Annotated in this window: 22 protein-coding genes and 5 pseudogenes; 13 read left to right on the top strand and 14 right to left on the bottom strand. The window is 69.5% G+C overall.

The window, feature by feature from the left end:
- The first annotated feature begins 72 nt into the window (after positions 1 to 72).
- Positions 73 to 633, top strand: a complete 561-nt coding sequence (locus AB0M56_RS15860; RefSeq protein ID WP_364175969.1) for a hemerythrin domain-containing protein — start codon at positions 73 to 75, stop codon at positions 631 to 633.
- A gap of 75 nt (positions 634 to 708) precedes the next feature.
- Here the strand turns inward: AB0M56_RS15860 and AB0M56_RS15855 are convergent.
- A pseudogene (locus tag AB0M56_RS15855) lies at positions 709 to 834 on the bottom strand (DNA topoisomerase IB); the annotation flags it as partial.
- A 239-nt stretch (positions 835 to 1073) separates the two neighbouring features.
- Between AB0M56_RS15855 and AB0M56_RS15850 the strand changes: the two are divergent.
- On the top strand, positions 1074 to 1475 hold the full coding sequence (locus AB0M56_RS15850; RefSeq protein ID WP_364175966.1) for an STAS domain-containing protein: 402 nt from the start codon (positions 1074 to 1076) through the stop codon (positions 1473 to 1475).
- On the opposite strand, the gene AB0M56_RS15845 is transcribed toward AB0M56_RS15850, so the two are convergent.
- The 6 genes from AB0M56_RS15845 to AB0M56_RS15820 all read right to left on the bottom strand — a co-directional run bounded on the left by AB0M56_RS15845 (position 1459) and on the right by AB0M56_RS15820 (position 4729).
- The gene (locus tag AB0M56_RS15845) at positions 1459 to 1674 is read right to left on the bottom strand and encodes a hypothetical protein (RefSeq protein WP_364175963.1); all 216 of its coding nucleotides are present in this window, start codon (positions 1672 to 1674) and stop codon (positions 1459 to 1461) included. The genes AB0M56_RS15850 and AB0M56_RS15845 overlap by 17 nt on opposite strands.
- A gap of 182 nt (positions 1675 to 1856) precedes the next feature.
- On the bottom strand, positions 1857 to 2021 hold the full coding sequence (locus AB0M56_RS15840) for a hypothetical protein (protein ID WP_364175960.1): 165 nt from the start codon (positions 2019 to 2021) through the stop codon (positions 1857 to 1859).
- Positions 2022 to 2129: 108 nt separating this feature from the next.
- Positions 2130 to 2510 carry an STAS domain-containing protein gene (locus AB0M56_RS15835; protein WP_364175957.1) on the bottom strand — a complete coding sequence of 127 codons (381 nt, stop codon included), beginning with the start codon at positions 2508 to 2510 and terminating at the stop codon, positions 2130 to 2132.
- 70 nt (positions 2511 to 2580) lie between these two features.
- On the bottom strand, positions 2581 to 3264 hold the full coding sequence (locus AB0M56_RS15830; RefSeq protein WP_364175954.1) for a DUF6766 family protein: 684 nt from the start codon (positions 3262 to 3264) through the stop codon (positions 2581 to 2583).
- An 82-nt stretch (positions 3265 to 3346) separates the two neighbouring features.
- Positions 3347 to 3517, bottom strand: a complete 171-nt coding sequence (locus AB0M56_RS15825; protein WP_364175951.1) for a hypothetical protein — start codon at positions 3515 to 3517, stop codon at positions 3347 to 3349.
- A 273-nt stretch (positions 3518 to 3790) separates the two neighbouring features.
- Entirely contained in the window at positions 3791 to 4729 is a 939-nt protein-coding gene (locus tag AB0M56_RS15820; protein WP_364175948.1) for a glycoside hydrolase family 43 protein, read from the bottom strand.
- 294 nt (positions 4730 to 5023) lie between these two features.
- Here AB0M56_RS15820 and AB0M56_RS15815 point away from each other — a divergent pair, with 294 nt between their 5' ends.
- From AB0M56_RS15815 to AB0M56_RS15805, 3 genes and pseudogenes are all read left to right on the top strand, one after another.
- Positions 5024 to 7426 carry a molybdopterin-dependent oxidoreductase gene (locus AB0M56_RS15815; RefSeq protein WP_364175945.1) on the top strand — a complete coding sequence of 801 codons (2403 nt, stop codon included), beginning with the start codon at positions 5024 to 5026 and terminating at the stop codon, positions 7424 to 7426.
- Positions 7423 to 7902 (top strand): hypothetical protein, encoded by a 480-nt coding sequence (locus tag AB0M56_RS15810; protein ID WP_364175942.1) that lies wholly within the window; start codon positions 7423 to 7425, stop codon positions 7900 to 7902. Before AB0M56_RS15815 ends, AB0M56_RS15810 begins: the two co-directional genes overlap by 4 nt.
- 160 nt (positions 7903 to 8062) lie before the next feature.
- Positions 8063 to 8616: pseudogene (locus tag AB0M56_RS15805) on the top strand (manganese catalase family protein).
- 177 nt (positions 8617 to 8793) lie between these two features.
- Here the strand turns inward: AB0M56_RS15805 and AB0M56_RS15800 are convergent.
- Positions 8794 to 9714 (bottom strand): alpha/beta hydrolase, encoded by a 921-nt coding sequence (locus tag AB0M56_RS15800; RefSeq protein WP_364175939.1) that lies wholly within the window; start codon positions 9712 to 9714, stop codon positions 8794 to 8796.
- A gap of 111 nt (positions 9715 to 9825) precedes the next feature.
- Between AB0M56_RS15800 and AB0M56_RS15795 the strand changes: the two genes are divergently transcribed.
- The 4 genes from AB0M56_RS15795 to AB0M56_RS15780 all read left to right on the top strand — a co-directional run bounded on the left by AB0M56_RS15795 (position 9826) and on the right by AB0M56_RS15780 (position 14482).
- Positions 9826 to 10623 (top strand): SDR family NAD(P)-dependent oxidoreductase, encoded by a 798-nt coding sequence (locus AB0M56_RS15795; protein WP_364175936.1) that lies wholly within the window; start codon positions 9826 to 9828, stop codon positions 10621 to 10623.
- 17 nt (positions 10624 to 10640) lie between these two features.
- Positions 10641 to 11057 carry an SPW repeat protein gene (locus AB0M56_RS15790; RefSeq protein WP_364175933.1) on the top strand — a complete coding sequence of 139 codons (417 nt, stop codon included), beginning with the start codon at positions 10641 to 10643 and terminating at the stop codon, positions 11055 to 11057.
- A gap of 39 nt (positions 11058 to 11096) precedes the next feature.
- A complete protein-coding gene (locus AB0M56_RS15785; protein WP_364175931.1) occupies positions 11097 to 13127 on the top strand; it encodes a CocE/NonD family hydrolase in 2031 nt (676 codons plus the stop codon).
- A 74-nt stretch (positions 13128 to 13201) separates the two neighbouring features.
- A complete protein-coding gene (locus AB0M56_RS15780) occupies positions 13202 to 14482 on the top strand; it encodes an ATP-grasp domain-containing protein (RefSeq protein ID WP_364175928.1) in 1281 nt (426 codons plus the stop codon).
- A gap of 116 nt (positions 14483 to 14598) precedes the next feature.
- Here the strand turns inward: AB0M56_RS15780 and AB0M56_RS15775 are convergent, their stop codons facing one another.
- Entirely contained in the window at positions 14599 to 14820 is a 222-nt protein-coding gene (locus tag AB0M56_RS15775; RefSeq protein WP_364175925.1) for a DUF6480 family protein, read from the bottom strand.
- A 138-nt stretch (positions 14821 to 14958) separates the two neighbouring features.
- Positions 14959 to 15210 (bottom strand): hypothetical protein, encoded by a 252-nt coding sequence (locus tag AB0M56_RS15770; RefSeq protein ID WP_364175923.1) that lies wholly within the window; start codon positions 15208 to 15210, stop codon positions 14959 to 14961.
- Between the two features lie 252 nt (positions 15211 to 15462).
- Between AB0M56_RS15770 and AB0M56_RS15765 the strand changes: the two genes are divergently transcribed.
- Complete coding sequence (locus AB0M56_RS15765) at positions 15463 to 15780, top strand: hypothetical protein (RefSeq protein WP_364175920.1); 318 nt, start codon at positions 15463 to 15465, stop codon at positions 15778 to 15780.
- 117 nt (positions 15781 to 15897) lie between these two features.
- Here AB0M56_RS15765 and AB0M56_RS15760 read toward each other — a convergent pair.
- Positions 15898 to 16002 (bottom strand): annotated as a pseudogene (locus AB0M56_RS15760) (DUF4383 domain-containing protein); the annotation flags it as partial.
- 82 nt (positions 16003 to 16084) lie between these two features.
- Here AB0M56_RS15760 and AB0M56_RS15755 point away from each other — a divergent pair.
- Positions 16085 to 16250, top strand: a pseudogene (locus AB0M56_RS15755) (NAD(P)-dependent oxidoreductase); the annotation flags it as partial.
- A 252-nt stretch (positions 16251 to 16502) separates the two neighbouring features.
- Here the strand turns inward: AB0M56_RS15755 and AB0M56_RS15750 are convergent.
- Positions 16503 to 16745, bottom strand: a complete 243-nt coding sequence (locus AB0M56_RS15750) for an acyl carrier protein (protein WP_364175918.1) — start codon at positions 16743 to 16745, stop codon at positions 16503 to 16505.
- Positions 16746 to 16903: 158 nt separating this feature from the next.
- On the opposite strand from AB0M56_RS15750, the pseudogene AB0M56_RS15745 reads away from it, so the two are divergent.
- A pseudogene (locus AB0M56_RS15745) lies at positions 16904 to 17176 on the top strand (YhjD/YihY/BrkB family envelope integrity protein); the annotation flags it as partial.
- Between the two features lie 226 nt (positions 17177 to 17402).
- Positions 17403 to 17927 (top strand): DUF6098 family protein, encoded by a 525-nt coding sequence (locus AB0M56_RS15740; RefSeq protein ID WP_364175915.1) that lies wholly within the window; start codon positions 17403 to 17405, stop codon positions 17925 to 17927.
- A 39-nt stretch (positions 17928 to 17966) separates the two neighbouring features.
- Here the strand turns inward: AB0M56_RS15740 and AB0M56_RS15735 are convergent, their stop codons facing one another.
- Together AB0M56_RS15735 and AB0M56_RS15730 are read right to left on the bottom strand one after the other, a co-directional pair.
- The gene (locus tag AB0M56_RS15735; RefSeq protein WP_364175912.1) at positions 17967 to 18323 is read right to left on the bottom strand and encodes an alpha/beta hydrolase; all 357 of its coding nucleotides are present in this window, start codon (positions 18321 to 18323) and stop codon (positions 17967 to 17969) included.
- A 291-nt stretch (positions 18324 to 18614) separates the two neighbouring features.
- Positions 18615 to 19220 (bottom strand): HSP18 transcriptional regulator, encoded by a 606-nt coding sequence (locus AB0M56_RS15730; protein WP_364175909.1) that lies wholly within the window; start codon positions 19218 to 19220, stop codon positions 18615 to 18617.
- Between the last annotated feature and the right edge of the window lie 5 nt (positions 19221 to 19225).

The following is a 19225-nucleotide window of genomic DNA, read 5'->3' as shown; positions in this document are numbered from 1 at the left end:
GGTGTCGGACGTTTGATGTTGGTGAGGTGGGTATCCCGGTGATATCGATATTGCAGGACGGGAGTGAGTACCATGGCCTCCGAAGAGAATACTGATCTGATCACGGTGATCACCAGTGATCATCGTGCGGTGGAAGAGGTGTTCGCCGAGTTGGAAAGCGGTACCGACTGGGCGCATCGCAAGGATCTGACCGACCACGTTATCGCGGAGCTCGTGCGCCACTCGGTCGCCGAGGAGCAGTTTGTGTACCCGGCGGCGCGTGAGTATTTGGAGAATGGCGATGAGCTGGCCGACAAGGAGATCCGGGAGCACGCTGAAGCTGAGGAGGTGATGAAGCAGCTTGAGGGGCTTCAGCCGGATGATTCGCAGTTCGACGATCTGCTGGGCAGGCTGATCCGGGACGTTCGCCACCACATCGAGGACGAGGAGAATGTCCTGCTGCCCGGGCTCCGGGCCGCGTGTTCTGTCGAAGAGCTGGGCCGGTTGGGTCGTAAAGTCCTGGACGCGAAGAAGACTGCTCCCACTCGGCCCCATCCTTCGGCGCCGTACAAACCGCCGGCCAACCGGCTGCTTGACCCGGGCGTGGCGTTCATCGACAAGATCCGCGACGCGCTGTCCAGCCGGCCCACCTGACCACGGGACACGCGCGCGGTGCTTGCACTGGGCCGACGGGATGACGGGAGAACCCGGCCAAGCCGTCGGGTCGGGAGCGATGCAGACGTCGCGCCAGGCTGGCGGGTTCACGAGGTCTTCGATGCGCGCGAGGGTCGCAGCATCGGTATGCCGTTCGCCGACCGCAGCGGCGTAAGAGAATCCGCGGTAGTGGCGTCGGATGGCGGATGCCGGATGTCGACGGGTCGCCGCGACGGAAGTCCGTCACCGGCTGCTGGTACCCGTGCTCGAAGCCCGGCGACCACGACCGGACGATCACGAGCGCTGCGGCGTAGACTGCTTTTCTACTGCGGTTCGACCAGAAGGTCGCCGCCCGTCGTCCTTCCCGGATGCATCCAGAGGCCTCGCGGCGAAGTAGGTGCCTGCGGACCATGCCTCCGTTTCGGCGAAGGAGGCCTGTTATGACCCGACTCGCCAGTGCTTCCACGTTCGTCCAGGTCGCGCGGTCGCCCAGCATGCTGGTTGTCACCACGGCCGAAGCAAGTATGGTGATCGTCCGCGGTGATGTTGACCTCACCATCACGGGCCCGCTCTCGAAGCGGTTGACGGAGGAGCTCGAACTCCGGCCTGCCGCGCTGATCATCGACCTGCGCGAGGCCACCTTCTGCTCGTCTTGCGGTCTGAGCGCGCTCGCCCGGGCATGCGAGGCGGCGCGGAGGGCCGAGGTGCCGTTCGCGATCGTCACCACCCAGCACGCCGTGCTTCGGCCGGCCCGGCTGCTAGGCCTCGACCGGACGCTGCCGATCCACCGAACTCTGCCGGAGGCACAGGAGTGGCTCGGTCTCGTCAACGGCCTGCGCTGATTTCCCGCAGCAACTCCGCGAGGCCGCCCGGCGCGGGCTCGTGAACAACCACCGCCGCCGTGTTCGTGGCAGCGGTGGGACCCGGCGCCCAGCCGAAACAGCGGTTGAACGCGTCGGCTCGGACGGCGAGATTGGCACCGCAGGCGTTCGGTGCGTCGCAGGCGAGGATCCCGCGGTAGCGGGCGGCGGTCAGGTGCACGGGCCGACCGATGCGTGTCAGCCGCGGTACGCGTGATCCAGGTGGCGCCCCGCCCGCGCGGCCGCGACTTCGGTGTCGGTGACCGTGACACGGACCGTTTGATTCTCGAGGTGGGCGTGCAGGCCGAGAGTGCCCGCCGCCGCTGTCGGTCGGCGTGCTCGGAGGCGTTGATCAGCGCTTCCTCAGACGGCGAGCTCGAGATCGAAGACAAGGGCTTCCTGCAGGCCCCGTTCGCGGGCCCGATGGACGACCTCGTACCTCAGCGCGCTGGCGTCTTGCGCACGGGCCGGTTGGTGCAGGTGCAACGCCGGGGGAGGTTCACCGGCCGGCTCGCTCGTCGGGCACATGATGCCGCGACTCCTTGTCCTCCGCCGATCAGCGGTCGTGCGGTGATTTCCGTTGTGGCCCCCGCCTGCGATTCAGGATCCGCGCGCCACAGCTTCGGCGATGATGTTTCACCCTGGCCCGTCGGCCAGGGCTGCCTGAGTGCTGTCGTAGTAACCGAAGTGCTTGTCGAGGCCGAGGATCTGCAGCGTGCGACGGATCGCGCGAGGAGCGACGACTCGTACCGAGGTGGTCGAGCCGCCCTTGAGGTCGGCGTCGATCAGGACCCCGATCGCGGCGGAGGAGAAGAACGCGGTTTCCGTCAGATTCACCACCAGCACAGCGGGCGTTTCACCGAGGGCTTCGTCGAGTGCCGCCCGCAGCTTCGGGCTGGTGAGCGCGTCGAACTCGCCGCGGGCGTCGACCACGACGCCCTCGGCGGAACGTCGAAGTTCGACGTCAGCCGCGGGCGGGGTCGTGCTGACGACGTGGTTGTGCGCGGATGGGTGCATCCACGCCATCATCCTCGTTGTCGAGCCACCTTGCAGTGCAAATGCATCAGCTGACAACCACGTGCTGTGGTCAGCCGGTTTCGTCGGTGAGGTGGTGTTCGGCGCCGACGGGTTTGGATTCGGGGGAGCCGCGTTGGCGGAGGTAGACGCTGAAGATGGCCATGCAGCCGATGGCGAGGAATTCGGATTGCCAGTTTTGGAGGGTCCGGTTCCAGAAGTCGGCGGAGAGCAGGTATTCGCCCCAGGTGAGGGGGTCGCCGAAGTCGCTGAGTTGTTCGGCGTTGTAGGCGCTGACGCCGGCGATGGACTGGGCGAGCCAGGAGAGCAGGAAGATCGTGGCCATGACCAGGCCGAGGGATCGGGCGAACACGGCGGTTCGCCAGCCGCCCGTTTTCGCCCAGCGGGGAGAGGCGTTGCGGGCGTGGCGGCCGAGCAGTTGGTCCTGGTCGCTTTCCAGGCCGATCTTGTGCGTGGGCTTGGATTCGGGGGACCCGCGCTGCACCAGCCAGACGGTGGCGAAGACGTAGAGGAAGAACTGCAGGTATTCGGATTGCCAGTTTTCGGCGACGTCGACGGCGAACGACGAGGAGGTCAGGTAGTCCAGTAGTCCCACGGGCGGGGTGCCGTGGGCGAGTTGCTGGTTGTTGACGTCGGTGAGGCCGGACCAGGCTTGGCCGGCGAGGCTGAGCAGGAACAGTGCGCCGAAGGCGAGGGAGAGGCCGTTGTTGCGTAGGTGTGTGCGGAGGGTGCTCATCGTCCGAGGGCTCCGAGCGTGATGAAGTACGCCAGTCCGGCGACGATGAGGACGAGGTAGGCGGTGAACACGAATCGGGCCTTCATCGCCCACCGACCGTGCAGTCGTAGACCTGCTCGTTGCACTGGTGGCAACCGGCGCCGGTGATGCGCCAGCCGTCCGGGAATTCGTGCAGGAACAGGGTGTCGGCGGCCGAACGTGCTTGGGCTTCCTCGCCCCACACCGAGGCCGAGCTGATAGGTGCGTGCGGCACAGTCGCCAGGATCGGCTCGCAGCCTGCCGGTCCGACGGCGTCCCCCACGCGCGGAGCGAGCAAGGTGCAAGCATCACGGGCGAACCGCTGGCCGCAGCGGTCACGAACTCCTGAGCGGCAGCGCGCACGTCCGGCGAGTCGGCGGCGCCACCCGCGGCGACCGGAACCAGGATCGCCACCGTGATCACCCTGCCGAAGACCTTTTGCACGATGGCGGTTACCCGCTTTTTCGTGGCTTCACACCTCACTGCTGGGCTGCGCGCGGCCGGGCGGTCAGCCGAGTTCGGGTGCGTCGCCGGGAAAGCTGATCGGGAGTTCGTAGAGCCCGCGAGCGGTGCGCCCGCCAGCGAGCCAGCCGTGGAAGTAGATGTGGCCGTCGACGACATCGGCGCCGCCGGGGGCGTCCACGCGGCCGCCGAGGAGGTCGGTGGAGAGGAACTGGGCGTCGGCTTTCACGAACGGACCGGACAACGCCGGGGCGGAAGCGTAGCAGGTGTGGTAACCGGTGTTCTGGAAGGTGTCGGCGGAGTAGAAGAGCAGATAGCGCGACGACGTCTTGACCACTGAAGGCGCTTCCACCACACCTTTTTCCACCGTCAGGTCGGCCCGGAGGAGTTCGGTGCGGTTTCCCACGAGGGTGCGGCCGTCCGGGCCGAGTTTCTGCGACCAGATCGCGGCGGGCGCTCCGGTGGGTTTGCCGTTGCTCTTGTAGAGCAGGTACCGGCTTCCGTCGGAGTCGAGGAAGGTCTGCGGGTCGATGTCGCCGCCGTCGCCGGATTCGCAGACGAGGGGTGGGTCGCCACCGGGCCGGTAGGGCCCGTCGGGTTTGCTCGCGGTGGCCGACCCGAGGCACATCTGGCCGGACGCGGCCACGGCGGCGGCGAAGTACAGCACAAAGGTGCCGTCCGGGAGTGTGGTGACGTCCGGAGCCCAGAACCCGCCGTCCGCTTTCGCCCAAGACGGCGGGTTCGCGAGCGCGTCGCCGGTGACCCGCCAGGGGCCCTCAGGTGCCGACGCCGTCGCCACGGGGATCTTGACGGGTCCGGTGCTCGTGGCGAACGCGAAGTAGTCTGTGCCGGTTTTCACCACGTCCGGGTCAGGAAAGTCTTGGTTGATCAGCAATCGGGGCGCCCCGGCGGCGTAGGCGGGGGTGCAGGGGAACCACACGAGAGCGATGGCGGCGATCACGGCCGCCGACCGGCGAAAGATCATGATCAATTCTTTGCCGATCGCTTCGGTTCAGTGCAAGGCTGTTCACCGACGCCATCAGGTCGGGTACGGCCGGCTCGTCTCGATGCGGTGAACTCGTGCAGCCGCGGTTTCCGAATCGTCGGCGCGGGAAACCGATCGCTGATTCGGGATCGCCGCGGGTTCCCGTTGAAGCAGGGTCCCGGGTTCGGTCAGTGATGTCGATCGGGACTGTTGCGTCACGCAAGCGACCGCGTTTGGCGCTGCTCCGCGCGAGGTACTCGACGGGCACTGAAGTGCAGAGAGGGAGGCAGGGCGTTGGCGCAGCGTGATGGGATCAGGGACCCGTGGGGAGCCAGGACGCCGTACGGGCCCGGCGACCCGTGGCCGGTGCGCGTGGACAGCCATCTCGCGGAGGGGGTGGGTCCTGAGGACGTCGAGCGGTGGGTGCGCAGCGCCGCGGTGCTGCACTCCAACGGCGACGGGCTCGACCTCGCCGTGGCCGGCGGCCGGATCGTCGGGGTGCGGGGGTGTGCGGACGACCGCGTCAATCACGGCCGGCTGGATCCCAAGGACCTCTTCGGATGGCAGGCGAACTCCGCGCGCGATCGGCTGACGACCCCGCTGGTGCGCCGCCACGGCGAGCTCGTGGAGGCGAGCTGGGCCGAGGCGATGGACCTCGTAGTACGGCGGAGCAGGGAACTGCTCGAGGAACAGGGGCCCGGCGCGCTCGGCTTCTACACCAGCGGCCAGCTCTTCGCCGAGGAGTACTACACGCTCGCCGCCGTCGCGCGCGGGGGCATCGGCACGAACCACCTCGACGGCAACACCCGGCTGTGTACGGCGACCGCAGCTGCGGCGTTGAAGGAGACCTTCGGGTGCGACGGGCAGCCGGCGTCCTACACCGACGTCGACCACGCCGACGTGATCGCGTTGTTCGGGCACAACGTGGCCGAGACCCAGACGGTGTTGTGGTCGAGGATGCTCGACCGCCTTGCCGGCCGCCAACCACCGAAGCTGTTGTGCGTCGACCCGCGCGAGACACCGGTCGCGCGCGCGGCGACGGTTCACCTCGCGCCGCTGCCCGGCACCAACGTCGCGCTGATGAACGGCTTGCTCCACGAGATCATCGAGCACGGCTGGGTGGACCGTGACTACGTCGACCGCCACACCGTGGGTTTCGACGAGCTGGCGGCGACGGTCGCGGACTACCCGCCCGAGCGCGTGGCGGACATCTGCGGGCTCGACGCCGCGCAGGTCCGCGAAGCCGCGCAGCTTCTCGGCACGGCCGAACGGCTGTTGTGCACGGTCCTTCAGGGCTTCTACCAGTCGCACCAGGCCGCGGCGGCCGCTGTCCAGGTGAACAACCTGGTCCTGCTGCGCGGGATGCTCGGCCGGCCCGGCGCTGGCGTGCTGCAGATGAACGGCCAGCCCACCGCCGAGAACACCCGCGAGTGCGGCGCGGACGGCGACCTGACGGGGTTTCGCAACTGGGCCAATGACGAGCACGTCGCCGAGCTGGCGAAGTTGTGGAATGTCGACGTGAGCCGGATACCGCATTACGGGCCGCCGACCCACCTCATGCAGATGCTGCGCTACGCCGAGAACGGCAGTCTGCGGTTCCTCTGGGTGTCGGCGACCAACCCGGCCGTCTCGTTGCCGGATTTGCACCGGATCCGCTCGATTCTGTCGCAGGACCGGCTGTTCCTGGTGGTGCAGGACGCGTTCCGCACCGAGACCGCCGAGCTCGCGGACGTCGTGCTGCCCGCGGCGATCTGGGGTGAGAAGACCGGCACGTTCACCAACGCCGACCGTACCGTGCACCTGTCCGAAAAGGCGGTCGAGCCGCCGGGGCAGGCGCGGGCCGACCTGGACATCTTCCTGGATTACGCCCGCCGGATGGACCTGCGCGACGCCGACGGCGCGCCGTTCCCACCCTGGACCGACGCCGAGTCCGCGTTCGAGGCGTGGAAACGCGCCTCGGCCGGACGGCCGTGCGACTACAGCGGGCTGAGCTACCGGAAGCTGCGGGAGGTCAGCGGCGTCCAGTGGCCGTGCACTCCCGAGCACCCCGACGGTACCGAGCGGCTCTACTCGGACGGAAAGTTCTTCGCGGATCCGGACTACTGCGAAAGCTACGGCCGCGACCTCGTGACCGGAGCGCCGGCGGAGCCGGGGGAGTACCGGGCGATGAACCCCGACGGCAAGGCGATGTTCAAGGCCGCTGGCTACTTCGCCCCCCACGAGACTCCGGACGCGGACCACCCGTTCTTTCTGATCAACGGCCGCACGATCCATCACTTCCACACCCGCACGAAAACCGGGCGCACGCCGCAGCTCGACGCGGCGGCCCCTGAGGTGTGGCTGGAAGTGTCCGAAAAGGACGCCGCGGCGGCCGGTCTCACCGAGGGCGACCTGGCGGAGGTGTCGACGCCACGTGGTGCGGTGCGTGCCCACGTCCGCCTCGGCGGGATCCGACCCGGTGTGCTGTTCTTGCCGTTCCACTTCGGCTACTGGGATGTGGACCACGCCGCGGGCAAAGACGGCGACCGCGCCGCGAACGAGCTGACGTACACCGACTGGGACCCGGTGTCCAAGCAACCGCTGTTCAAGGTCGCCGCGGCGGCGCTGCGCAAGATCGGCGACGAGCCTCCCGTGCCGTTGCGGGCGGCAGCTCATGCCACCGTCCACGAAGAACTCGTTCCGGAGAGCTCACGATGAAGCTGGCCTTGGCGGTGCGTGAACTGCACCGAGCGGAGAAGTCACTCGCGCGCGACCTGCGCAAGACCGCCGATCGGCACCAGGCGGAGCACGAAGTGCACTACGTCGCCCGGGACCTCGCCGAATGGTCGGCGGACCACGTGCGGGAGCTCGCCCGCCACGGCCGGGACTACGGCTTGCACCTCGACGAGGACGTCCCGGGGTCCGGGCCGCTGGCGCCGTTGCGGTCCGCTCTCGCCGAGCTGGGCGCGGGGCGGCCCGAACCGGGGCTGATCCTGCTCGCCGACCTGCGCCGACTGCACCGCAAAGCCGCCGGTGTCTCGCTCGACTGGGAACTGCTCGCCCAGGGCGCGCAGGCGGCCAAGAACCAGGAGCTGCTCGAGCTCGCGAGCCGCTGCCACCCGCGGACGTTGCGGCAGATGAAGTGGACCAACGCGATGCTGAAGATCATGTCGCCGCAGATCCTGACCAGCTGACTCGGCCCGGGCGGTGTGTGAACGACACCGGACAAGGTGCGGCTGCGCGATAGCGCTTGATTTCGTCAGTCGTGGGGGACCGTGGTGATCGGGTGATTGACCGGACATTCGCGGGGTAGCCGGGCCGCGACAACGCCTCCCGGACGAAAGGGCCGCTCCCATGTTCCGACACACCAAACTCCTGCAGTTCGAGGCCAAGCCCGAGAAGCCGGATCCGGTGTACGCGCACAAGTTGCAGGAGCTCATCGGCGGTGCGTCCTGCTCGCGGACTTCCGCGCGAACGCCGCCGCCGAGGCACAGGGCCGTCTGCAGACGGCGCGGCTTTACCGCATGACCGACGATCCCGGAGTGAAGGCCATGCTGCAGTTCAACCTCGCGCGCGACACCGTGCACCAGAAGCAGTGGCTCGCCGCGATCGAGGAGCTCAAGGCCGACGGCCTGGAGAGCGACATCGCTCCCAACGCCCTGTTCGACGAGGAGGACCAGCACCACAACAACACGATCTGGCGCCTCTCGGACGGTCCCGACGGCGCCAAGGGCGGCTGGTCCTTCGATGGTGAGGACCTCGAATACCTGATGGACCCCAAGCCGCTCGGCGGTCCCGGTACCGCGCCTAAGCCCGACCCGGCGCTCTTCGGCACCTACGCGCCGTTGCAGAACGCCAAGGGCACGGCGAAGGGGAAGGCGAAGAGCGTGAAGAACAAGGCCAAGTGACCCGGCTTCGCGGTTCTCCCCGTCATCACGCCGGGGGAGCCGCGTTTCCCGGCACGACGTCCCTGCCGGCGCAGAGAGGTTTCACCACGGGCGCGCATGGACCCTGAGCCGGGCGGTGCTCGGGCCGCCGAAAAGGAACTTTTCCTCGACGCATCGGCACCCCGCCCGTCCATGTCGCTAGCCGTTTCCAAGACGGTGAACCGGGATCTCGCGCCGGAGGATCCGTTCGAGGTGGTTGAGGGTCTCGCGGCCTTCGGGGATGTTCTGCATCACCCAGTTGTGGAACATGCCCCGGTACTCGTGGAAATCCACGTCGGCCCCCGCGTCCCGCGCCTGGGCGGCGAATCGGCGGGCGTCGGGCAGCAGGAGGTCCCGGGTGCCGATGAACAGGCTGAACGGACCCAGCCCGGTGAGGTCGGCGTAGAGCGGGCTGATGCGCGGGTCGTGAGGGTCGGCGCCATCGGCGTACATCCGGCCGGCCTCGCGCAGGCCGGTGATGCCGAGCATCGGATCGTGCTCGTCGAGGACCAGGGAGATCGGGTCCTCCAGCCCGACGTCCAGCCACGGTGAGATCAGCACGAGCCGGTCGGGTTGCGCCCGCCCCTCGTCCCGCAACCGTTGCGCGATGGCCAGGGCGAGCGCGGCACCGGCGGAGTCGCCGGAGAGCACGTGGCGCTCGCGATCGTCGGCCACGAGGTCGTAGGCGGCCTGGACCATCGGGAGCGTGTCGGTGTGGTCGTGGCGGGGGACCAGCGGATAGATCGGCAGCGTCACGGCGCAGCCGAGCCGGGTGACGAGTTCCGCGGCGAACCGCCAGTGGTGCGATTCGATTTCTTCGACGTACCCGCCGCCGTGCAGGTGCAGCACGTGCGGCCCGTCGACGCGTCCGTCGCGTGGGCGCAGGGTCCAGCACGCGAAGCCCTCGACTTCGCGTCGTTCGACGTCGCAGCGGCGCCGAATCCCGCGCGGCGGCTTCGCCATCGACGGCTTCTGGTGCCGGTGCAGCCGGCGGTGCAACGTCCTCGCGTCGTCGTAGAACCGCTTCTGACCGGTGGCGCGCAGGTACGCCACGTAGAGCTGTGCCTTCGTGCTGACCATGACCGCCGGTTACCCGAAGCCGCCGTCCGCTCAACACCGGCGCGGAAATCGTGGTTGTCCCGGCCGACGGCGGGTACGCGGTGGGGACAGTACCCTTCGAGAGGAGCACGCATGACCACCGCGGAGAAGCCGTTGGCCGTCGTCACCGGCGCGTCGAGCGGGATCGGGCTTGAACTGGCCAAGCAGTTCGCCCACCACGACTTCGATGTCGTGTTGGCCGCCGAGGACGCTGAGCTGGCCGGGGCGGCCGAGCAGGTGCGGTCTTGCGGTGCGGCGGTCGACTTGGTGCGGACGGATCTCGCCCGGCCCGAAGGTGTGGAGGAACTCGTCGAGCGTGTTGCCGCGACGGGTCGTCCGGTCGAGGCGCTCGCCGTCAACGCGGGGGTCGGCGTCAACGGCGAGTTCGCCTGCGACACCCGGCTCGATGACCAGCTGACCGTCGTGGACCTGAACGTGCGCTCGGCGGTGCATCTGGCCAAACGCCTGGTGCCGGCCATGGTGGACCGGGGTCATGGGCGGGTGCTGTTCACGTCGTCGATCGCGGGGGCTGCGCCGGCGCCGTATCAGGTGGTGTACGCCGCGTCGAAGGCGTTCCTCACGTCGTTTTCCGAAGGCCTGCGCGCGGAGGTGAAGGACAAAGGCGTGATGGTGACGGCGCTGCTGCCGGGACCGACCGACACCGAGTTCTTCGAACGCGCGGACATGGAGGACACGAAGATCGGCGCGGGTCCGAAGGACAGTGCGGCTGAGGTCGCGGAAGCCGGGTTCGCCGCGCTCATGGCCGGTGACGACAAGGTCGTTGTCGGTGCCAAGAACAAGATGACCGCCGCCGCGTCGCGGATGCTGCCGGACGAGGCGAAGGCCGCGCAGCAGGGGAAAATGATGAAACCAGGCTCCGCGCAGGAGTGAGGGCAGGAGTGAGGTTGATGAACAGGACGCTCGACCCCGGTGATCGGAAATTACGCGAAAGCCGGCTGACACTCGCGGCCGAATTGCTGACTGGCGTCTGGCTCGTGATCGCCGCCTGTGTGTTCACGTGGGCCGACACGCTCGCCGCCGACGCGGGGTTCTGGAACACGCTCCTGTGCGGCGTGGTCGTCGCGGTCGTGGCGTTTGCGCGCTTCGCGATGCCGGGCCGGCTGGGCCTGCTCGGCGTGGTGAACTTCGTGATCGCGTGCTGGCTGATCGTCTCGCCGTTCGCGTTCGGCTACCCGGGCGAAGGCCACCGCGATGCGCTGCGGACCAACGCCCTCGTGGCGGGTGTGCTGCTGGCGATCTTCAGTGCCATCTCCGTGACCGTGGCGGTGCGGCGCCGGCGGGGGAGCTTCGCGCCCGGCCGGTGATCGCGTTTTCCGGCCTTCACCCCCGGGTACGCGGAGCTCATGAGTACTCGCGCTCTCGCATCGCTGCCGTACGAGATCATCGAGGACGAAAACGTCCGGATCCCCGTGTCCGACGGCATCCATCTGTCGGCCCGGGTCTGGCGGCCCGCCGGGTCCGAATCCGTGCCGGTGCCGGGGATCCTGGAGTACATCCCGTACCGCCAACGGGATCTCACCTCGGTGCGCGACTCGATCCACCACCCCTACCTCGCCGGCCACGGCTATGCGTGCGTCCGGGTGGACATCCGCGGCACCGGCGAGTCCGAAGGGGTGCTGGCCGACGAATACCTCGAGTCCGAACAGCGCGACGCCGAAGACGTGCTGGCGTGGCTCGCGGATCAGCCGTGGTGCAGTGGCGTCACGGGGATGATGGGCATTTCGTGGGGCGGGTTCGCCGCGCTGCAGGTCGCCGCGCGCAAGCCGCCGAGCCTGCGGGCCATCGCGATCTCCTCGTTCACCGACGACCGCTTCGCCGACGACATGCACTACATGGGCGGCTGCCTGCTCTCGGACAACGTCGCCGAATCGGGCACGATGTTCTCCGACGCGACGCTGCCGCCGGACCCGGCCGTGGTGGGGGACCGGTGGCTGGACCTGTGGCGCGAGCGGCTCGAGGGCTGCGGTTCGTGGGCTGAGCAGTGGCTGCGCCACCAGCGCCGCGACGACTACTGGCGCCACGCCTCGGTGTCGGAGAACTACAGTGATGTGCAGGTGCCAGTGCTGGCGTCCAGCGGCTGGGCCGACGGGTACTCCAACGCCGTGACGCGCCTGATGGCCCACCTCGACGTGCCGCGGCGCGGGTTGATCGGGCCGTGGTCGCACAAATACCCGCACCTGGGCGAGCCGGGACCGGCGATCGGGTACCTGCAGGAAGTCGTGCGGTGGTGGGACCACTGGCTCAAGGACGCCGACAACGGTGCGCTGGACGGGCCGATGGTGCGGACCTGGCTGCAGGAAAGCGTGCCGCCTTCGACGTCGTACGAGGACCGGCCCGGCCGGTGGGTCGGGGAGACACACTGGCCCTCGCCGCACGTCAAGCCGTCCGAGCACGCGCTGGCGCCGCACCGGATCGCGCGGCCCGGGGAAGCCGTGCCGGAAACAGTGCTCGAGGTGTCCTCGCCGCTGTCGGTCGGGCAGTTCGCGGGGAAGTGGGCCTCCTACAGCGCCCCGCCGGACCTGCCGTACGACCAGCGTGAGGAAGACGGCGGTTCGCTCGTGTTCGACACCGACGTACTCACCGAGCGCTGCGAGATCCTCGGCGCGCCTCGGGTGCGGCTCGAGGTCTCGGCCGACCGTCCGGTGGCGATGGTCGCGGCGCGACTGTCCGATGTGGCTCCCGACGGCCGCGCCACCCGCGTGACCTACGGATTGCTGAATCTGACCCACCGCGCCGGCCACGACGAACCTCGACCCTTGGAGCCCGGCGAGGTGTGCGAGGTCGAGTTCGAGCTCAACGGAGTGGCGCAGGCGTTCCCCGCCGGCCACCGGATCAGGCTCTCACTGTCCACTTCGTACTGGCCGCTCGCCTGGCCGCCGCCGGAGCCGGTCATGTTGTCCGTTCACACAGGACGCAGTGCACTCGTGTTGCCGGTGCGCCCGGTCGCGGAGCCCGACGAGGTGTCCGCGAACCCGTTCGGTGAACCGGAAGGCACGCCGCCGCTGGCGACGACACAGCTGACGCCACCCGAGCAGCGCTGGGAAGTGTCGCGGGACCTGGTGGCGTACCACTCCGCGCTGGACATCGTGAAGAACTCCGGCGCGGTGCGCTACGACGACATCGACCTCACCGTGACCCGTGACGTGCACGAGCGCTACACCTGGGTCGCCGACGACTTCTGCTCACCGGTCGCGGAAACGGAGTGGATCGCGACCTTCGAGCGCGGCGACTGGTCGGCCCGCAGCGAGACGAGCACGCGCGTTTCGTGCACGCCGGAGGAGTTCGTCGTCGACGCACGCCTCGACGCCTACGACGGCGACCGCCGGATTGTCTCCCGCAACTGGCACTGCACGGTGCCCCGCGACCTGCTCTGAGGCGTTTGTCCTTGCGGTGAAAGGGAACCCGGAACGGGACGAGCCCCACCGGAACGAACAGGAGCTACGAACCGATGACGGCGAACATCTTCGTGGTCGGCCTCGACGAGGACAACGCGCGGGTGCTGCGACGCCTGCCCGAGGCCGGCCAGTACCGCTTCCACGGGCTGCTGACCCCTGACGAACTCCAGCACGGCGACATCGACGTCGGCGCTCTGCTGGACAAGGCCACGGCGGCACTCGACACCTTCGACGGCCCGATCGACGCCATCGTGAGCTTCTGGGACTTCCCGGCGGCCTCGCTCGTGCCGTTGCTGTGCGAGCGCCACGGCCTGCCGCACGTGCCGCTCGAGGCGATCCCCAAGTGCGAGCACAAGTACTGGAGCCGGCTGGAACAACGTGAGGTGATCGACGAGCTGCCGCACTTCGGGATCGTCAACCTCGACGTTGCCGACCCGAAGGTGCCCGAGGGCGTCGCGTACCCGTTGTGGCTCAAGCCCGTGAAGGCGTTCTCCTCCGAGCTCGCCTTCCACGTGACCGATGAAGCCGAGTTCGCCGCCGCGGTCGACAAGATCCGTGCTGGCGTGGGCCGGGTCGGTGACCCGTTCGACGAGGTACTCGGGAAGGTCAAGCTGCCACCGGAGATCGCCGCGGTCGGCGGGGCGGCGTGCCTGGCCGAGGAGGAGTTGCACGGCGTGCAGGCCGCGGTCGAAGGGTACGTGTACCAGGGGGAGGTGACCGTGTACGCGGCGCTCGACTCGATCGACTACCCCGACAGCTCGTCGTTCCTGCGCCACCAGTACCCCTCCCAGCTGCCGGCCGAGGTGCAGCGGCGCATGGCGGACGTCGCGCGGCGCGTGATGCGGCGCATCGGCTTCGACAACGGCACCTTCAGCATCGAGTTCTTCTGTGATCCGCGGTCGGGACAGGTGGCTCTGCTCGAGATCAACCCGCGGCACTCGCAGTCGCACGCGGAGCTCTTCGAGCTCGTCGACGGCCTCGCCAACCACGACCTCATGGTCCGCCTCGGTCTCGGCCAGGGCCCACGCCACCGCTCCGGCGCAGGCCCCTACGGCATCGCCGGCCGCTGGTACCTGCGCCGATTCTCCGGCGACGCTGTGGTGACCCGCGTGCCGACGGCCGAGGAGATCAGCGCACTGCAGAACGAGATCGACGGCGTCCGGGTCAGCGTGTCGCCGCAGGAGGGCCAGCGGCTTTCGGATCTGCCCGAGCAGGACAGCTATTCCTACGAGCTCGCGCAGTTCCTCATCGCTGCGAAGAGCTTGCAAGAGATGGAGCAGAAGTACGAGCGCTGCGCCGACAGCCTGCACTTCGAGTTCGACGACGCGGCCTGAACACCGGCGCCCTGCGGACTTTGCCGCGGGGCGCCGATGACGCGTCGGCCGTGCGTGTCTTGCGGGTTGCCGAACTGCCGCCGTGTCGGCGGGTGCTGCCCGGCGGAGGTTCGCGCTCAGCCGGCGCCGAAGGCGCGAAATACGAAGAACGCGGCGACCGCGAGCACGAGGACTGCCACAGCGACGAGCCATGCGATCGGCAGTTTGCGTGACGGCATGGGTTGTGGGTGGGACAGTCCCGAGGTCTGCCCGGCGTCGGGCGGGGTGTCGCCCGGGGTCACGGAACCCCCGGGTTCCAGGCCGGGAACTTCGTCCGGCTCAGGTCCGGGTGCGGTCATGGGGATCATCACCTTCCGTCTTCGGGGCCCGGTTCCTCCGGCTACCGCGTGCGGCCAGTACTAAACGCGGCGACGGTCCCGGAGCCGGCTACTTTTGCCCGTGCGCCGAGAATGGCGTTGGCAGGGCGGCGAAAGCGGTCAACGCGCCAGCCGCGCAGTGTGCAGAAACCCCAGAGCGCAACCGGCGAGGAAACTCCCGAACGCCAGCCCGCCGTCGGCACCGAACACTCCCGTGACGAAAGCCAGCGCAGCGGTGACTTCGGCGAACACGAGCACGGCACGCCAGCTGACCCGCTCCGCGGCGGCGCGGACGGCGAACGCCCGTGTGGTGAACGAGTTCGGCCGCAGGTCGGCTTCGAGGTCCCGCAACACGCGCCGGTCGTCCGGCATGGCGCCTCCCTGGTCGTGGCCGCGGTCAGCGGACAGGCTGGCTTGAACAAATACCGCCGAGTGAGCCGGAGCCGTCGCCGCCGGTGAACTCGGTCACCCAGCGGTGATTACCCGGTGATCATCTCGGGAAACGCGGCCGGCTCCGCGAGATCGGCCGCCGCGCGGCAGACCTCGGCCCGGTCGGCGAGTGTGCGTCTCCTCGTGGTGGGTACCCGTCCGGCGACCGCCGCGCCGAGTGTGAAGGAGGATGCTGTGCAGACCGTCGAAGCTGTTCGCGGAGTTGCCGCACTGCCCGAGATCGTCGCCAACACTGTCACCGATCCCGCTCAGGTCCGGGGCTGGCTCACCGACGTCGTCGGCGCCGGTGCGGACGAGGTGCGCTGCGAAACGGACCTTCCGGACGTGGCCGTGGACTGGCCCGGTGGCCGAGCGCTGTTCACGATCACCGGCTCGGGCGCGGGCGCCAGCCGGGTGGTGCTGCGCCTCACCTGGAGCGGCGGTGAGGACTCGGCGACCCGCCTGCTCGACGCGCTGGCCGATCGCGTGGAGGAGAACTTGACGACAGGCTGAGGGCTCGGCGAGAAACAGAGGGCATGTGGGTCGAGCGCACGACTCGACGTTCGACGTGGAGCGCCGGTACCCGGAGCTGACCGGGCCCCGGCGCTGTCCACAGTGGACCGCGCTGTTGACGGGCACGAAGTTCGCGTCGCTGCCGTGGTCGATGAGGAGGCCGTAGAGCCACAGCACGAGGCAGACGGCGCCGCCGACCACGAGGAACAGGAACGCACCGCGCGGGAGCTGGCCTGCCGTGCGGCCGGTGGCGGTGGGCGCGGGCGAGTACCACCAGGTGCATCCGAGAAGAGAGGACCCGGCCGTGTCCCAGCCCGCTCAGCAGCAGAGCCCACCCGGGTCGCCCGAGGCCGTGACCCCGCCCGACCACGGCGAGCACACCCATCGCGGCTCCGGGAAGCCGACCGGCAAAGCCGCGCTGATCACCGGAGCGGGCAGCGGCATCCGGCCGCGCGGTGGCGATCGCGTTCGGCGCGCGCGTCGCGGTCGCGGGTGGTGTGCCCATCCTCTGACCCTCATGCTCGTAGCTCGACGATCGCGGTGGTAAGTGTCGGGGGCGCAGCTCGAGATCGTAATCGGTGGGTTCGCCTTCGTCGTCGAGGCGGCGGCTCGGGCCGGGTGATCAGTCACCCGCCCGGACGTCCTGCCCTCGGCCGGGCCGACCCGCAGGTCAACCAGAACGGGCGGGAGGCACCATCCCGGGCGCCTCCCGCCCGGCCGCGTCAGGAAACCGCCGGGCCGGAAGCGGAGCTGCCCGAGAGTTCCTTCATGTACTCGTGACACTGCTTGGCCCGCGCCGAGTCCTCTTCCATCACTCGGCGGAAGAAGTCGGCGATGTCCTGGCGGTCCGCGTTGTCGGCGTCGCGGACATACTGGCCGTAGTCGTGGCCGGCCTTGAGCGCGTGGTACTGCACGGAAATGAGGTCGAAGCTGACGTCGTCGAAACCGGTTTCTCCGGTGGCCATGGATTTCTCCTTTTCACCTTCGGGACACGGCACCGCAGCGGCCGCAGTCCGGTGATTCCCGCGCGTCCGCCGGACAAACATTGGGGTGTGGTGGTTTCCGCGGCGGGACCGGGGGTATGTCCCGCGGCGGCGGAGACGGAGGTGGCCGGGATTGGTAGGTACTGGCGTCGGTGGGCTTCGCGATGTACGTGGCGAATTTCGGTTTGTACAACAAGACCTACGGCTCGCTCGCCGGGGTGATCGTGTTCCTGGCGTGGCTGTGGATCTCGAACCTCGCCGTGCTGCTGAGCGCCGAGCTGGACGCGGAGCTCGCCCGCGGTCGCCGGCTCCAGGCGCGCGGCGGCGACGAAAGCGAGCCGATCCTGTCGCCGCGCGACACGAAGGCGATGGGCGAGCAGGAAGCCGCGGCCGTCGCCGAGGAGGCGGAGTGATCGTCAGCCGCGGCCACGCTCGCGCTGCTCGCCGACCACGCGCCGGCCGGCGTCCCTGGCATCGCCGACGTTCGCGGGCGGCGGCCCTCGCCCGAGCCGTACAGGGCGCCGTCGGGCGCGCGATGTCGGGTAGTCGGTTCCATCGCACATTGTCACGGGTTCTCGGATCGGGAATGTGACGAACCACTGTGTTTCGCGCACGGTCGCGGGGGGGTAACGGGGCAGCATGACTCGCATCGGCACGCACTTGCCCACGGTCTCGGACCTCGCGGGCCTGGCCCGCCTGTTCGAGACCGAAGGCGGCGACGACTTGTATGTGCGCTGGTCGCGAGGCCCCGACACGGACCTCGCCGACGACGACCGCGATCCCACAAGCCTCGACGGCCTCACCGGCATCTCGCTGCCGGGCCTGTCGGCCAACCCGCTGCGGACGGAGTCCTGGTGGCGTGACCGCCCGGTGCGGTTGTGGCTCGCCCGCCGGCTGTACGACTACGGGCACCTGCGTGACCTGCGCGGCCCGGGCGTGCGCCCCTGGGTGCTGCGCGGTCGCGAAATCGCTCGCGGGCCCGACAACGAGCCCCTGGTCGTCGACGCCCAGCCCCTGGCCTGGGTGGCCGACAGCGTGCTGCGCGAAGCGCGCCGTCTGGTGCACGGGCAAGGTTCCCGGGAGTGGGGACCGATGGACCGCCGCGCCCGGGCTGACTCGAAGACGCGAATCGCGCCCACGGCGGAGCTACCCGGCTCGGCGTGACTCGGCTGAACGCGGATCAGCCGTCCACGAACGCGGTGATCACCGCCGTGGTGTAACGGGGGCGCTGAGGTGGGGGGAGTGGCCCGTCGCGTCGAGCGTCACCAGCACGCTCCCGGCGAGCTGTTGGTGGGTAATCTGCCCGACGGGCCGGGGGAGCGATGGCGTCCTGGCTGCATTGCCCATCAGCGTCGGCACGGTGATCTTCGGCAGGCCCGTACGGTTGTCGGACAGGAATGTGGCGCGCGCGAACACGCGGGCGGTCCCGGGATCCGTGCGGCAGAAGGAGTTCTTCAGCTCCTCGCCGAGCTCGGGGCGTGCCGGCGTGCTCATGATCACCGGCGCCATCGCGGCGAACCGGTCCGGTTCGGTGTTGGCGGCGAGCACGGCGGCGAGCACGGCATGGCGCTGACTGAGTGCCCGACGAGGACGACGTCGCGCAGGTCCAGCTCGTGGCAGACGTCGAGCACGTCCTGGGCGCAGCCCTCGAGACCGCTGTGGCGTGCGGGCGTCGAACAGCACCCGCGCGGTGCCGCAGCGCCGGCGCCGGGGCCACCAGTCGCCGCAGATTCTGGTCGCAGCCGAACCCGTGGGCGAGCAGCACGGCCGGCCCGCTCTCACGTCCTGTGACGACCACGTTGTTCCGGATCCGCACGGTCATCCCGCCGTCCTCGTCGGTTGACGACCACGTCAGCCGTGGGTGCGGCGGCGCCGGTCGGAGATCGCCTCGTCGCGCACGCGCACGGTCTCCTCGCCGAGCTCACCGACGCGCGCCGCCAGCTCCGCGTGGTCGGCCGCCAGGTGCCGCCGCGTCTCCCCGAGCGGCGCCAGCAAGGCCGACGCATCGTCCTCCGCCAGCGCCCTGGCGACGCCCGCCGCGGCCCGCCGGCCCGCGGCCGACATGCCTTCCGCAGCGGTGACATGTGCGGCGAGCTGGCGCAGGGAAGCCGCGTTGCCGCGGGCCCACTCGGAGACCGCGCGCTCTCCGGCGCGCCGGTCCCGTTGCGCGTCGATGCGCTCCTCGCCGGTGGCTTCCCCGGTGGTCGAAGGCTGCAGGCGCAGGTAGCGCCGTTCGGCGGCCTGCCGGCTGGTGACGCCCAGCGCCGGCGCCAGCGCGGTCCAGCTCACGCCAGCGGCGCGCGCCGCGGTGATCAGCTCCGGCTCCCACTTGTCCAACGTCGCCCGCAGCGCGTGCAGCGCGCTGAGGGACGCGAGCAGTCCTTCGCCGTCGGCGCTGCCGGAGCGCGCATCGGTGACAGCCCCGGCGATCAGCGCCAGCAGGTCCACCTCGTCCATCGCGT

The organism is Amycolatopsis sp. NPDC051372 (assembly GCF_040682095.1).
In the GTDB taxonomy this organism is placed as follows: Bacteria; Actinomycetota; Actinomycetes; order Mycobacteriales; family Pseudonocardiaceae; genus Amycolatopsis.
Note: the sequence above shows the minus strand (reverse complement) of the source record. Positions and strands in the feature narration are given on the sequence as shown.